Origin of the sequence: Pseudoalteromonas sp. NGC95 (assembly GCF_015864705.1) — a bacterium.
GTDB classification, from domain to species: domain Bacteria; phylum Pseudomonadota; class Gammaproteobacteria; order Enterobacterales; family Alteromonadaceae; genus Pseudoalteromonas; species Pseudoalteromonas arctica.
Genome location: NZ_JADYWR010000041.1, coordinates 1 through 15,077 on the forward strand (window position 1 = coordinate 1; position 15,077 = coordinate 15,077).

A 15,077-nucleotide genomic window follows, 5' to 3' on the forward strand; every position below is an offset into this window, starting at 1 on the left:
AGATATTACTTAGAAAGACTTAAAAAATATTATCAGATATTTTCCAAATTCAGTTAGTGCGTAGCGATACGGATTAACGCCCAAATTTGCTTGGTGACAATAGCGTTTTGGACCCACCTGACTCCATGCCGAACTCAGTAGTGAAACGAAACAGCGCCGATGATAGTGTAGCATTTGCTATGTGAAAGTAGGACATTACCAGGCTTCAAATTGTAGAGAGCCCGACTAGAAATAGTCGGGCTTTTTTACGTCTGCAGAAAAGTGATTCAGGTAGTCCGCTATGGCAAAGCGTCTCTCAGTGAATAATCTACTTAATTTAACGAGTTAAAGTGGCATCGCCGATGCGAGTGTAGTCTTTCACTGTTACTTCCTAACGCTGAGGGCACTATTGCACTGTACAAAGCTTCAAATTAAAGAAAGTCCTAACCTAAATAGTCGTTTTTTTGCATATATAGAATGTAAAAATATGAGTGAATAATATCAATTCAAATATATAAGCAGATTGGTATTATATAAAAAGTATGAGATCCTCATAAATCAAAGTTATTTTAAATTAATGGTATGAGTTAATGATTACTCGTTAACAAACCTCTGACTTAACTTGTTTATGAAGGCAATGAATACTAATATAATTTCATGACCTTATAACTAAAATTTATTGAGTTAGTTGTTTTAAAATTACTACCAATAATGATTGTGAGCTGTAACTAGATGCCCTATGAAACATTTTTAGATGACTCTACTTCGCTAGTTGAATTTACACGTATTTACTTAGCTATTTTTTATACTTTTGTTGCGGGGTTTTATACATTTAGAATTATTTATAAAAATAGAGACACACCATCAGGCGTTATTTATCCCGGAGATAAGTTTTGTACTAGTTGGTGGAACCATATGGTTTTTAAGTTTTTCAGGGCTGCTATTTGGTTTGTATGTGTAATTAGAGTGTTTGTACCTGAGTTAGATAGCTACCTTGGGCTATTTCCAATTCTCAATGGCTGGCCAGGTGTATTATTTGGCGATATTTTATTGAGTGCAGGTTTTATTTTGACGATGTTTGTACATTTTCATATGGCAGCACTTTGGCGTTCAGGAATTGATCCTAAGGGACCGCATGAGCTTAAAACATCAGGGTTATATGAATATTCTAGAAACCCGATGTACTTAGGTGTTGTAGCAGCGCAGGTCGGCTTCTTTTTAGCCTTACCTAGTGTATTCAGTTTGACCTGCTTAGTAATTGGTTTTATAGCTATATATAGACAAACCTTAGTTGAGGAAGCTCATTTAGCTCATCGTTTTTCTACACAATACAAAGAGTATAAGCAACTTGTCCCTCGCTGGTTATAGCTTGGGATTAAGCTTTGAATATATGAATTTTAATTGAAGAGTTAGTGGGTGCTCTGTGTTGAATTGCTAAAAACTAGCAAGATGGACATAAATCAGATCACTTCTTTTTGTTTTATACCAATTCGCTTAATTAAGTGATCTATTTTGAGGATGGAAAAACGTGTTGATAGCTAGGCAAAAAATTTGCTATTTAGTTGTTCTAAATGAGAATTTTTTAACACAGGTAGCGACACATTTAGCCCCGCAAAATGATTAAGTATTATTGCGGATTGGTATTATATACTTTTTCATAAACTCTTGTTTAGTAATTGCCTTTGAAAAAATGTAGCCTTGAATATAATCGCAAGCAAGCAGCTTTAATAGGTCATACTGTTTTTGTGTTTCAACACCTTCCGCTACCACCATTACATCTAGGTTATGAGCCATAGTGATAATAGCCTTCACGAGAGCAATACTATTATCGTTTGATTCAATATCGCTTATAAATGAGCGATCTATTTTTAAAATATCTATATCTAAGCGCTGTAAATACGCCAAAGAAGAATAACCAACACCAAAGTCGTCAATCGCTATGTCTATATTAATAGTGCTTAAGCGTTTTAATTGTCGCTGTATTGACGAATCTGGATCCATTAAGGTATTTTCAGTGACTTCAATTAAAATAGTGTTGGCGGGTAGTTGGTACTTTTTACTTGCAACAATCCATTCATCCACCCAGCAACCAGCGCGGTCAATTTCAAGAGGTGATGTATTTACACTGACTTGAATTGTCTTTTCACTTAAAACATTGAATTGGACGGTATCTTGAATTGCTTGAGATTTTACCCATTGGCCTATGTCGTTTATTAATCCATTTTTTTCAGCAACAGGTATAAATTCATTGGGGCCTATTAGGCCTCGTTCAGGGTGGTTCCAACGAATAAGGGCTTCAGCTTTTGGTACTGATTTCCCATCAATTGAAAATATAGGTTGGTAATATAATTCAAATTGGTTTTTTACAATTGCAGTGCGTATCTCTTCTATCAGGCGACGCTTTTCTGTGGCTTTTTCTTCGATAGCATAGGAGAAAAACTCATAGCGATTCCGCCCTTTATTTTTAGATAAATACATCGCTTGATCAGCACGTCTAACGAGCTCTTCTACTGTTAAACCATCAGCAGGGAAAAACGTTAAACCTATGCTTGCGGTAACATAGACTGTTTCTTTTTTTATTTTAATGCTCTGCATTAAACTACTTTTTACAGCTTTGGCAATTTTTGATGCTTCATCTGGGCTACTTACACCCTCTAAAATTAATGTAAATTCGTCTCCACCTAAGCGTGCTACTGTATCTTTTGTTGTTATACAGCTTTGCAGCCTCGTTGCTACTTGGTGTAATAATAAATCACCGTAGTCATGCCCAAGGCTGTCGTTTACTTCTTTAAAACCATCTAAATCTATAAATATAAGTGCGAATTTCATTCCTTTAACACTTACTAAGCTTTGTAGTTTTTCGTAAAAATACCGTCTGTTCGGTAAATCAGTTAACCCGTCTTGGTAAGCATATTGTTGCAACTGAATATTTGCATTTTCAAGTTCATTAGTACGAAGCCTAACTTGGTTTTCTAATGAGCTTTCTCTTTGCTCAATGTTGTATAGCATATCGTTAAAACAAGAAGTTAACTGTCCGACTTCATCTTGTGATAGTTGTTTAGCGCGTAAGCTATAATCATGTGATGTTGTTATTTTATTTGCTGTTTGTGCTAAATATAAAATAGGGTTTAAAAAGCGGCGCCTTAGCAAAAGGGATAAAATGAGGCTGATAGCAAAGGTAAAGACCATCAAAATCATTATAAATTTAAAGTAAAAAGTGATTCTGTCTTGAATGTAACTGTTGTTAGCGCGTATTTTTAATATGCCATAATCATGCATATCGAGCTGAAGGGGGGTATTAACCTCAATGCTTTGTTCTATTTCTTCATTTTCGGCTTGAGCAATAACAAGTTGTTCACCAGTCATACTCGTTACCATTATACTAATAACATCTGAGCGTATAAGTATTGGGTTTATAAGCTCTTGTACTGCATCTATATCATTAAACATAAGTGCAGTAGTTATATTGGGTGAAAGCATTTTAGACAGCGACCCCAGGCTTTCTATTTGTTCTTCTTTAGCGCTGGTGATTTCATAAGCACTAAATACAATGGTTACTGTAGCGGTTGATACAAGTGCGACACTCATTAAGATGAATAATAATTTTTTGCTCATTGTATTTAATGCAAATAGTTTTTTCATTGCATTACCTATCTACAACGCGTGCAAGTCGTAGTACTTTTGAACTCATAGTAATGCCTGCATCTTTAAGCTGTTGTGGTGCAATTTCAAAGCGAATTTTACCACTGGAAAGAAAGAACCTGATATGGCCGCCATTTTCAATAAATGAGTCTGTTTCACCAATGACCATAATATTTTTTAGATCTAAAGGAGTTATGTTTTGCCACTGAGCAAATGTATCTGAGGTGATAAATAGCATGCTACACGCAGATGTTGTGACTTCATCAATAGTGACTAATTTATTATGTAAAGGTAATTTTTTTATAGTGCGATTTTTTAGAGCGGTGTTAGCCACATCAATAAAGTATTTATCAGGGCTACAAATAGTAAATTGATCAAGGGGTTCTAAATGAGAGTCCCAGTGTCCAAAACGTGCAAAGTTATATAAGAAGCCTGCTTTTAGCATGTATTCTTTTTCAACAGCGTCAACGCTGGTACTTAAAAGTACCAAGGCTATTAAGCTTCTGTGAATTAGACTTCTTAATTTAATCATCTAATTAGCTTAGAAATTTGCTGAAATTGTAAACGTAATACATTCATCAATATAGTTTGGTAATGTATAGGTTTCGCGCGTATTACTGTACTCAATATGTGAACCTGAAAATAGGTTTTTACCCGAAACTGCAGTAGACCACACCGGAGTAGCCTGCCAATTCCAACTAATATCTAACGTTGTGTAATTATCAGTATTATATGCATTTGAGTTTACTGCTCGCAATGTCGCAAATACGTTATGGTCAGTTGAGAATGTATAATCGGCTTTTGCAAATAACTGCCTGTTTTTAGAGTCATACCCGATAGCGGGCTCTACTCTAGGAGGTAAATCGTAGTTATAGTCGGTGTAACTGTAACCAAACTCAGTATTGAGATTATCAATTGGTTGCCATGATACTACTAAGTCGAACCCTTTAGTGGTTGTGTCTGCTACAGATGCAAAGTCTAAATCTATACGAGTCATTCTTAGTGCTTGAAATACTTCTGGAATTCTCCCTGCTAGAAATAAATCAAGTATAGGAGTGAATTGTTCAGCATGTGTATTCATATCAATAACCGCTACGTTTTTAGCATCGGTATAATAAGTAGAAAGATCTAATGACCAATCGTTAGCAGTAAAACGGTAACCTAATTCATAAGATAGATAGTTTTCTGATTTAACTTTATCATTACCATTTAGGTAGGTTGCAATTCGGTAGTCGTCTATTTGGTCAAAGCCTGAACTTAAACCGGTAAGATCTTTAATTTCTGTACCATTAACTTTAAAATTATCGTTAAACTCAATTAATGTTGGTGTACGCACACTTCGCGATATTGCTCCCCAAGTAAGATGGTTATCTACTGGTTTGTATATAAGTCTTGCTGATGGTTGATTTTCCCAGCCAGTTAAATCGTTATGATCAAGCTTAGTACCGATAATAAAGTCGAGAGTGTCAGGAGTCACATTATATTGAGCTTGAACAAGTGCACCATATTGTTTGAGGCTATCAAAGTTTTTATCGCTATCTAAAAATACACTTTCTGCGAAAGATATAGAATTGTATCGGTAGTTCAACCCCCAATCTAACTGTAGAGATTGATATATAAAGTTCATTTGATAATCAATATCTATCGATTCAAAGTCTTCTTTAATATAATTTTGAGAGCCATTTTGTTTAAGCCAAGAAATTTGTAGCATTTGATTGGCATCTGGCGACATTCTGTTTTCAAGGCGCGCCATTATGCGCGAGTCTGTTCGCTTTAAATCATCTGAAAATGAAATGTTTTCGTTGGTTTCATCGACAACACCTCGGTAGTTTTGGCCAAGTGTGGAATGAGTTACATCACCCTGAAGTAGCGCAGACCACTCATCATTAGGGGTGAAGTCAGCTCTAAAACCTAAAGAATTTTGCTTAGTTGTGTCGTTAGGAGCGAGTGAGATCCCTTTTTTTGATTCATTAGCATCTTTTAAGTGCCCATACACACGGTAGCTGCCTATGTTACTTATATCACCACCGTAGCGAAGATTAGCATCAACATTTATTTGATTACCAGTTGTTACACTTGCGTATCCACCGCGAGTATCAATACTATTTTTAGTAATGATATTAATAACGCCATTATTTGCGTTACTTCCCCAAAGTAATCCGCCTTGTCCGCGTATAACTTCAATACGTTCAATATCGTACAAAGGAACGTTGAGTGTTTCCCAATAAACAGCGGCAAACTTTGGGGTATATAAGCTTTGTCCGTCAATCATAACCAATAATTTGCTTGAAAAGCGAGAGGCAATGCCTCTTGAGGAAATAGCCCATTGATTGTTATCGAGCTGACGGACAATTAAACCCGGCACCATTTTTAGTGCTTCAGGTACTGATGTAGCACCAGATTTAGTAATTTGTTCTTTACTTAATACATAAATAGATGAAGCGGTATCAAATGCTGATTGTGCTCTTTTCATCGCAGAAGTCGCTTGCACATCCATACCCATTAAAGCATCAAGATCGAGGTCTTCATCTTCAAACGGCTCAGCCGTTACAAGAGGGCACACAAAAAGTAATGGCCAAAATAAACGTTGTGATATTTTCACCCAAAAGTCTCCTGCGCAATCAAAAAATCAAAAACAATGACTGTTTTTGTAATACATGTGATATCACACAATATTAACATACATTAACAGCGTAAAAGTATAAATGCGATTAAATCAAAACAACTAATTTTGTAGTAGTTAAAAAATTTAACTTAGGCCAATAAAACAGTAAAATTTAAAAAATAAAGTGATACATTTTATACAATTACATTTATTAAAGAGTCAAAAAATAGAAGTTACTGAGAGTTATATGATTATATACTATTTAAAATTTAGTCTATTTTTGAAGGACTTCAAAGTATTTTACGCTTATTGATTATTTAACTTTGCATTTTATGCTTTTACAAGGGCGATATTAATTATACGTGCACGATTAATCTAACTTTGTATTAACTATTATTGTAGTTTCAATTACCTTTGCTTTTATTAAAGGTATATAGAATACTTAAATTCGCTTGGTTTTGCTTTGAAGGCACCAAAGTATGAAAAAAAATGAATTAATTAATGTAGAAGAAGTACTCGATTTAATGCTTGATGCGGTATGCGTGGTAGATAAACAAGGCACATTTGTTTTTGTAAGCGCAGCATTTGAGCAAATTTTTGGTTATACGGCCGACGAAGTTGTAGGCAAAAAAATGATTAACTATGTTTACGAAGGTGATCATTATAAAACGCATAATGCCGTAACTTCGCTGTTGTCTGGCGAAATGGTGAACCCTCGCTTTGAAAACCGTTGGATGAGAAAAGATGGTCAAGTAGTTCATATATTATGGTCTGTTCGTTGGTCAGAGCAACATCAAGTAAGAATCGCTGTCGCGCACGATATAACTGAACGTAAAGTAATGGAAGATCAACTCCATTATATGGCACGGCACGATGTGTTAACTGGCCTACCAAATCGTTCTTTATTAATGAATCGATTAGAAAAAGTAATTATTAGTGCAACCAGAGACAACACGTTTTTTTCTTTACTGTTTATAGACATAAATGGCTTTAAAGCAGTAAACGATACTCACGGACATGAAATTGGCGATAAGCTTTTATGCGCTATAGCAAAAAGGCTTTCAGCGTCAGTAAGGCATTACGACACAGTAGGGCGTTTAGGCGGAGACGAATTTTTAATTATTTTAGATAACTTAAGTTCTAGCCACGAAACCGTCAGAATAAAAAATAAAGTCCTCACTGAGTTTAAAGCCGTCTTTAAGTTAGATGACGTACTACTAAATATTTCACCCAGTATAGGAATTGCAAACTACCCCGAGCACGGCCAAACAGATCACGAACTCATAAAGTATGCTGATCAAGCTATGTACAAAAATAAACAACGAGGCTTAGATAACGTAACCTATTTACCTCAATAACTAAGCTGAACTATCATCTTAGGTTAAACAATAGTCACAGCGTCCTTAACTACAATGCCTTACTTGCTGACATATTTTTTAATATCGGTTTGCCAGTGCTGCGCTAAAAAATCTATAAATGCTCTTACAGCAGTTTGTAGGTAGTTCCTTGATAAATAAACTGCACAAGTTATGTCTGGGTGATAATGAAGACAATTACCGTATCGGCAGTAATACATTTTTTACTAATGATGCAGGCGAAAGCAATATATTGGTCACTGATTATGCAAGCGCAATGGTTGATGAAGCGCAAAATGCAGCGTACTTAAATCAGCATATTAGTATTGCCTACTAATATGGTTACTAATCAAAAGCGTTTGATTATTTAGATATAACAATACTGGCTCATAAGGCTAAAATAATTTAATCTGAGCGTATTAATTCTTATTAAATTATTTGCCTTATGAGCCTTCTTTTTTCTCTTGCGTTAGCAAGCCTTCCCGCTTTACCAGAGCCTGTTGCAAATAATGCTGTGGCTAAAGTTATTGTTAAAAATCAGCCTTACTTTTTAAGCTTTATGGGGCTGGGGCGCGATAAACAATACTCGTCAGTGCATAATAAAGTGTGGGCGCTTAAAGTTGGCGATTCACAGTGGCAAACTAAAACTGGTGTGCCTTCAAGCTTGCCATTAAAAGGGCGCTTAGCAAGCACCGCAGTCGGCTTAGGCGAGTACGCTTATGTGTTTGGCGGCTATACGGTAGCAGAGGATCATACTGAAGTTTCAAGCCCCGACGTATATAGGTACGACGTAATAAAAGATACCTACACTCATCTTGCGAGTATGCCAGTACCCGTAGACGATAGCGTAGCGCTGAGCTACAAAGCGCGTTACATTTATCTAATTAGCGGTTGGCATAACGACGGCAACGTAAACTTAGTGCAAGTATACGACACGCAAAATAATACATGGCAACAAGCCTCGCCATTTTTAGGTGAGCCTGTATTTGGCCAAGCCGCTGCTATTAGTGCTAACACCATTGTTATTTGTGATGGCGTTAAAACACAAGCTAATCCTGATTCGCGTCGCTCGTTTGCAGGTGTAGCACAGTGCTTAAAAGGCACAATAGATTCAACTAACCCACAAAAAATAGATTGGCGTACCTTGCCACATCCAACGGGCACTGCTCACTACCGAATGGCAGCCACCAGCTATAATGGCAATATTTATATGATGGCAGGCTCTAATAACCCATACAACTACAGCGCAATAGGTTACGACGGCAAACCTGCACCTACAAGTGACCATGTTTGGCGCTTTAGTATCGAAAAAAACGAATGGCAGATTTTATCCCCAGTTGAAGTAAAGAGCATGGATCATCGTGGTTTACTTGAGCACAGTGGGGTTTTATATCGAATTGGCGGCATTGATAACAGTCAGCAAGTAAGTGCTAACGTACTCGGTTACGAGGCGCCAAAGTGAATACCCTTTACATTACCGGAGCGGGAGTCAGCGCTGCCAGTGGTATTCCCACCTTTAGAGGGGAGGATGGTTATTGGACCATTGGCAGTAAAAATTATACGCCTATGGAAATAGCAACACGCGCAATGTACCAAAATGCCCCTAAAGAATTTTTAGCATGGTATTACCATCGCTTTGCAACGTATCGCAACCATGGCCCAAACGACGTACACCAGTGGCTAAGTGATAAAAACCTAATTACTCAAAACATAGATGGGCTTGATGGCAAAGCGGGTAATAAAAATTACATAGCGATACACGGCAGGCTTGATCAAATGACCTTATTTCATGAGCAAGGTGAGCCAGTCACGCCACTTGCCACCCCGTGGGAAAGCGTAGACGAAAGCCGCCTGCAAGAGTCTCTTTTTGAGCTATTTAATATTCAACACCAAACGCCTGAGCTAAACCATTCATTTAAGCCCTTTGTTTTATTATTTGACGAATACTACACCGAGCTTTACAGAATAACACAAGCACAACAGCGTATGCTCAACGCCGATAAAATTGTATTTATGGGCACCTCGTTTAGCGTTAATATTACGCAAATGGCAATTGAAATAGCCCGAAATTACGACATTCCTGTTGAAGTGGTTGACCCTGAACCTGCACATATTTTGCACGCTAACGTCACATATAAAAAAATGAATGCATTAGATTACATTCAATCTAATTAATAAGTGCTATATTTTAAAGGGGTTGATAATGTTTTCTTAAATATTACAATCTCTTTATATAATATTAACGAGTCAAAAATGTTATTATTATCCTGATTATAACAATACTAAAGAGATCTGAATGAGCGACTTAACTGCAATAGCAAACTTGTCCATTTTACTTGTAGAGCCTTCAGAGGTTCAGCAAAAAATAATAATAAAATCGCTTTTAGAAAGTGGTGTAAAACAAGTTGAAACTGCATCTACACAAACACAAGCGCTTAGCTTATTAGCAAGTTATCACCCTGATCTAGTTATAAGCTCTATGTATTTATCTGACGGGACAGCCGACTCACTATTGCAAGAAATAAGATCAAACCTTATCACCGAGCATCAACCTTTTATGCTTATATCGAGCGAGCGTAATAAAAAATACCTTGAGCAATTACGCCAATCAGGTGTGCTGGCTATTTTGCCTAAGCCTTTTAGCGCAAAAGCCATTACCCGGGCACTCAAAGCAACCCTCGATATTATAAGCGAAGAAGAAGTAGAACTTGATCATTTTGACGTAACGCTACTTCGAGTTTTAGTGGTAGACGACAGCCGCTTTGCGCGTAAACACATAATACGCGTACTTGCGGGTATGGGAATACCTGCCCCGGTAGAAGCTGAAAACGGTAAAGAAGCTATTGAGCACTTAAATAACCAATCGTTTGACTTAATTGTAACCGACTACAATATGCCAGAAATGGACGGACGAGAACTAACAGAAACCGTTAGAAGCTCAAATAGTTACTCACATATTCCTATTTTAATGGTGAGCTCAGAGGCAAACGAAACGCACCTAGCAAATATAGCTCAAGCGGGAGTTGATGCTATTTGTGATAAACCGTTTGAACCGGCCACAGTGCGAGAATTATTGTTTAAAATAATGTCTTAAAAGTAAGTACAAGCGTAGGACTGTTATTATTTGGCCTACGCTCATCTTTAAAATACATTTACTATTACAGTTTTCCTAATCTATAAATGAGTAATGCAGTTTTTTTAATGTTTTTATCAAGGCTGGTTAAATCGGCTGTTTCGTTTTTAGTATGCGCGCCGCTGCCCATCAAACCTAAACCATCAAGTGCCATATCAACATGATTTGCCGCAAATGAAATATCAGCTGCACCTGCGTTGCGAGGGTTGGCGGCTACTACTTTGTTGAAGCCTAAATCGTGGCTTGCGTCGCTGTATAATTCTAATAGCTTTTTATTGCCATCAGTTAATGCCATTGGCGGGTAACCGTCTTCAAAAATAAGCTCTGCTTTACTGCCATTTAAACTGTTGCTAGCAATGAGTTGCATTGATCTTTTTGCGTTTTCGAATTGCTTTGGCGATAGTGCGCGTAAATCACCTGCTACATGCACGGTTTGTGCTATTACATTACTTTTACCAAACGCCGTTGCTGAGGAATTAGCACTGTCGTAATCGGCATTGGTACCACCCACAATAAGCCCTGGGTTAAATGTTAAATTAGGTTGCGTGGCAAGTTGCTCTCTAAAATCATTTAAAATGCGTGATGCTTCGTAAATAGCGCCATAACCAACGCTTTCGCTAAATATTTGTGACGAATGCGCTGCATTTGCCGTTACATTTAGCGTCCAGCCTGTATAACCACGGCGCGCCGCCATAGCTGTTTTTATATTGTTATCGCCATTTTCATAGCCAAGCGCTACGTCAGCCCAAATTGCTGCATCAACAATAGCTTGTTTAGATAAGCTAAGAGGGCGACCGCTGCTTTCTTCATCGCCAGTCAATAATACTTTTATACTTACATTTTCGAGTAAATTAAGGGCTTGTAAGCTTTTAAGTGCGGTAATTATTATCGTGTTACCGCCTTTCATATCGGCAACGCCTGGGCCACTGGCTGTATCGGCATCAAGCTGTTTGTAGGTAGTAAAGTTATCGTTTTTGGCAAATACGGTATCTAGATGGCCGATCATCAGTATTTTTATTGCATCGGTGTTTTTACTTTCATGTGTTGCTAATACATGCCCTGCGCGGTTAAACGCACTGCCATCCAGCCATTCAACTTTAAAACCAATGGCTTTAAGCTGCTCACTTGTCAGCGCACCTACTTTTTTTACACCTTCAATATTAAGCGACCCGCTATTAATATTTACGGCTTGCTCTATTTCTTGCAGTGCTTGGGGAATATTTTTATCGACCTGTTTTACTATTTCACGCTCATTTTTATCAAGCGCAGCATGGCTTGTAAGCGGTAAGGTACTAGCAAGTGTGAGAATAAGTGCATGGCTAAATTTAAAAAATGACATAACAGCATAATAAGTGAGAAATAAGAGTATTTAATATGAAGTAAAAATACAGAGGATTCAATAGGAGTAGGTTGTGATTTTTAACTAATTTTATAAGTAATAACGAGCTACATGTTTAAGGGTGAACGCGTTATTAGTTTAAACACAGGTATTTAAAATATAACCTTTTAACTAATAATCAAGCTGTGCAACTAAACAGCAATTTGCCTGATATTACTGACCTCCATCATTTGGGATTTTTGCTGCATTTAGAAAAGTTGAGACTGAACTAACTGTTTACAAATACTTATTTTATAGCTAGGGTAAAATCATTGTAATATAAGGACATTTGTCGTTTTTTAGGTGACAAATGTCGTAGACTAAATTGTAAGATTTATAGGTATAAACAATGAATAACTTAGTTGTATTAATAACGGGTGCTAATAGGGGAATCGGTTTCGAATTAGCCAAACAATACCTTATAAATGGATGGACAGTAATTGCTACCTGTAGAAATCTAGAAACGGCGGTTGCTCTAGTTTCATTGAAAGGTAAGTTTCCAAATAAATTGTCTATTGAACTAATGGATATCACTTGCCCTGAAAAAATTAAGACGTTGGCAAGTAAACTTAATGAGGAAAATATTAAATTAGATTTAATAGTAAATAATGCGGGATATTTGGATCGAGAAAACACAAGTATCCATACTATTAATTATGCTAATGCTGAAATGTCTTTTAAGGTGAATTCACTTGGACCACTATATTTAACTCATTGCTTTTTACCTTTAATAAATAAAAAACGCTTATGTAAGATAGCCGTTATTTCTTCTGCTATGGGATCTTTGTCGCTAGAACAAAGTGTGGATTGGTATGGTTATCGAATGTCTAAAGCAGCAGCCAATATGCTAGTAGTGAACTTATCACAAGAGCTTGTTAATGATAATGTGGCTGTAGTAGCTGTTCACCCCGGTTGGGTTCAAACCGATATGGGGGGCTCTACAGCAAGTGAAAATGTTGTAGATTCGGCTCTTGGAGTTATGAACGTTATTCTGAATTTATCTATTGATAATACGGGAAAGCTTTATAGTTTTAATGGTGAGGAGTTACCGTTTTAATAAATATAACAACACGCTATGAGGTGGATAACTAGTAAAGTCAGCTATTAATTGCAAATTTTAAAACTGCTGAGCCTCTTCGTTTTAAGGCTATTAAATACGTCAATTCATTGTAGGGTGTTAACGCGGTTTAAGATCCATAACCCATTCATGCAACACTTTTGGTATGTAAGTGAGAAATAAGAGTATTTAACATGAAGTAAAAATACACAGGATTCAATAAAAGTGGATTGCGGTTTTTAACTAATTTTATAAGCAATAACGAGTTACAAGTTTAAGAGTTTTGGGGTGTACGCGTTATTGGTTTAAACACAGATATTTAAAATATAACCTGTTAACTAATAATCAAGCTGTATAACTAAACAACGATTTGTCTGATATTACTGATCTCCACCATTTTGGGGTTTTGCTACATTTAGAAAAGGTAAGGCGAATCTAACTAACTGTTTACAGTTGTTTATTTTATAGCTAGGATAAAATCATTGTAATATAAAGACATTTGTCGGTTTGTAAAACGACAAATGTCGTGGACTAAATTGTTAGGCTAATTTAATCGGCGAGTATTCATGTAATGAAATCACTACTAGGTAAAGCTAAGCATCATCGAGATAAAGCGGAGGAGGAACTTCAAAGTAAGGTTGATTCTCGCTTAGATTATGCAGCACTATCGCTCCGAAAATCAATTGAGTATCTGGCATACGATAGGCTTAATGCTTATAAGAATGAGATTAACCTCAATATCTATGATGTATGGCAGCCAGGAAAGGTAATCACACATTTATGTGAAATAGACCCGAGAGCAACGGAAGAGCGCACTATGAGTGTCGCAATTACGAATAAAGACTTACCAATAGAGGACCAAGACTATAAAGTATTGGGAATAGAAATACCCATAACAATTAATCTTTTGAAGAAGCCATACAACTCGTTGGGATCTTATCTTCATGCTCCAATAATAAAAAAGATAAATGATGGGCAGGTCGAGTATCCTGATAAGCTACGTACACTATGTGAAGATCTTCTAAAGGATGTGGATCGTGTATTGAGTTCTACTATTTGGAGCACTGCAGTTGGAGAGTTCTTTTCTTTTGATTGTTTTCGCTGCAAAAAATCAGCTATTTTTAGGAACATTGAAGGCGCAGATACTCGTAAAGTTTGGTGCTCTCATTGTAACGCTCGGTATACCGCTAGATTAGATGAAAAAAGCGAGATAAAACTTACGCCTCACGTAGGAAAATTAGCCTGTATTACACCAGACTGTAATTCCGTTCATGAGCTATGGGAAGATACATTTGAATATGAGAAACAGTTTAAGTGCAAAGAATGCCATGGCTTATTTCGTTATATTTATGCAGTTCAGCCATTGATTGAGAGTAAAAAAGCCTAACAAGCTGTTAAACAAGGACAAAAAACAGTTGGTTTTTGCTCCTTCGTCGCTAATTTTAACCAACTATTTTATTGCCTGTTAACAGGGCGTTATGTTTACAAATTAAGAAAGGAGTCTTTCCCATGTTTCCTCAATGTAGAAGTTGTTCTAAGAAAATATCACTTAGTTGGTTTTTAACAGCCTTTAAATGGACTAAATACCGTTGTGTAAATTGTGGCTCAATACATGAGTTCACTACAAGGCATGGTTATATCGCAGGAATTGTAGGTGCATCAACTGCTTTCTTTTATCCAATCAAGGAAAGTTCTATCCTTTATAGCCCTTTGTTGTTTGTTTTAGTGGTGTTTGCTGCCCTTGTGCTTAGTAGTTTAATTCCTGGGCAACACGAATTAGTTGTAACTGAGGAATCGGTGGATCAGTAAACATAACAAGTGACTATGGTGTCAATTCCTAATTTCAAACCATTTTAGGATCCCACATGACACCATCCCTCACCATAGAATTTATGATTACTATAAGCTTTCTTATACAGGCAATAATA

The 15,077-nt window shown here is 36.8% G+C and carries 13 protein-coding genes and 1 rRNA gene; 10 read left to right on the forward strand and 4 right to left on the reverse strand.

Annotated features, from left to right (window positions below; genetic code table 11):
- Positions 1 to 89: 89 nt before the first annotated feature.
- Positions 90 to 204 (forward strand): 5S ribosomal RNA (gene rrf / locus I6E70_RS20000).
- A 507-nt stretch (positions 205 to 711) separates the two neighbouring features.
- The gene (locus tag I6E70_RS20005) at positions 712 to 1,347 is read left to right on the forward strand and encodes a methyltransferase family protein (protein WP_197189449.1); all 636 of its coding nucleotides are present in this window, start codon (positions 712 to 714) and stop codon (positions 1,345 to 1,347) included.
- Positions 1,348 to 1,599: 252 nt separating this feature from the next.
- On the opposite strand, the gene I6E70_RS20010 is transcribed toward I6E70_RS20005, so the two are convergent.
- The 3 genes from I6E70_RS20010 to I6E70_RS20020 are packed head-to-tail and all read right to left on the reverse strand — an operon-like array spanning position 1,600 to position 6,223.
- Positions 1,600 to 3,621 carry a putative bifunctional diguanylate cyclase/phosphodiesterase gene (locus tag I6E70_RS20010; RefSeq protein WP_197189450.1) on the reverse strand — a complete coding sequence of 674 codons (2,022 nt, stop codon included), beginning with the start codon at positions 3,619 to 3,621 and terminating at the stop codon, positions 1,600 to 1,602.
- 4 nt (positions 3,622 to 3,625) lie between these two features.
- Complete coding sequence (locus I6E70_RS20015) at positions 3,626 to 4,153, reverse strand: YfiR family protein (protein ID WP_165726799.1); 528 nt, start codon at positions 4,151 to 4,153, stop codon at positions 3,626 to 3,628.
- 9 nt (positions 4,154 to 4,162) lie between these two features.
- Positions 4,163 to 6,223 (reverse strand): TonB-dependent receptor plug domain-containing protein, encoded by a 2,061-nt coding sequence (locus tag I6E70_RS20020; RefSeq protein ID WP_165726798.1) that lies wholly within the window; start codon positions 6,221 to 6,223, stop codon positions 4,163 to 4,165.
- Between the two features lie 482 nt (positions 6,224 to 6,705).
- Here I6E70_RS20020 and I6E70_RS20025 point away from each other — a divergent pair, with 482 nt between their 5' ends.
- The 5 genes from I6E70_RS20025 to I6E70_RS20045 all read left to right on the forward strand — a co-directional run bounded on the left by I6E70_RS20025 (position 6,706) and on the right by I6E70_RS20045 (position 10,675).
- The gene (locus I6E70_RS20025; RefSeq protein WP_121955445.1) at positions 6,706 to 7,584 is read left to right on the forward strand and encodes a sensor domain-containing diguanylate cyclase; all 879 of its coding nucleotides are present in this window, start codon (positions 6,706 to 6,708) and stop codon (positions 7,582 to 7,584) included.
- Between the two features lie 148 nt (positions 7,585 to 7,732).
- Positions 7,733 to 7,918, forward strand: a complete 186-nt coding sequence (locus I6E70_RS20030) for an epimerase (RefSeq protein ID WP_165735531.1) — start codon at positions 7,733 to 7,735, stop codon at positions 7,916 to 7,918.
- Positions 7,919 to 8,026: 108 nt separating this feature from the next.
- Complete coding sequence (locus I6E70_RS20035) at positions 8,027 to 9,043, forward strand: Kelch repeat-containing protein (protein ID WP_197189451.1); 1,017 nt, start codon at positions 8,027 to 8,029, stop codon at positions 9,041 to 9,043.
- Positions 9,040 to 9,756, forward strand: a complete 717-nt coding sequence (locus tag I6E70_RS20040; RefSeq protein ID WP_197189452.1) for an SIR2 family NAD-dependent protein deacylase — start codon at positions 9,040 to 9,042, stop codon at positions 9,754 to 9,756. Before I6E70_RS20035 ends, I6E70_RS20040 begins: the two co-directional genes overlap by 4 nt.
- Before the next feature lie 121 nt (positions 9,757 to 9,877).
- On the forward strand, positions 9,878 to 10,675 hold the full coding sequence (locus I6E70_RS20045; protein ID WP_165726795.1) for a response regulator transcription factor: 798 nt from the start codon (positions 9,878 to 9,880) through the stop codon (positions 10,673 to 10,675).
- A 64-nt stretch (positions 10,676 to 10,739) separates the two neighbouring features.
- Here the strand turns inward: I6E70_RS20045 and I6E70_RS20050 are convergent, their stop codons facing one another.
- The gene (locus tag I6E70_RS20050) at positions 10,740 to 12,053 is read right to left on the reverse strand and encodes a M20/M25/M40 family metallo-hydrolase (protein WP_197189453.1); all 1,314 of its coding nucleotides are present in this window, start codon (positions 12,051 to 12,053) and stop codon (positions 10,740 to 10,742) included.
- Between the two features lie 388 nt (positions 12,054 to 12,441).
- On the opposite strand from I6E70_RS20050, the gene I6E70_RS20055 reads away from it, so the two are divergent.
- The 3 genes from I6E70_RS20055 (at position 12,442) to I6E70_RS20065 (ending at position 14,958) form a co-directional block, all read left to right on the forward strand.
- Positions 12,442 to 13,149 (forward strand): SDR family oxidoreductase, encoded by a 708-nt coding sequence (locus tag I6E70_RS20055; RefSeq protein WP_169061346.1) that lies wholly within the window; start codon positions 12,442 to 12,444, stop codon positions 13,147 to 13,149.
- A gap of 571 nt (positions 13,150 to 13,720) precedes the next feature.
- Positions 13,721 to 14,536: a hypothetical protein gene (locus tag I6E70_RS20060; RefSeq protein ID WP_197189454.1), complete on the forward strand. Its 816-nt coding sequence runs from the start codon at positions 13,721 to 13,723 to the stop codon at positions 14,534 to 14,536.
- Positions 14,537 to 14,658: 122 nt separating this feature from the next.
- Positions 14,659 to 14,958 carry a hypothetical protein gene (locus tag I6E70_RS20065; protein ID WP_165726793.1) on the forward strand — a complete coding sequence of 100 codons (300 nt, stop codon included), beginning with the start codon at positions 14,659 to 14,661 and terminating at the stop codon, positions 14,956 to 14,958.
- The last annotated feature ends 119 nt before the right edge of the window (positions 14,959 to 15,077 follow it).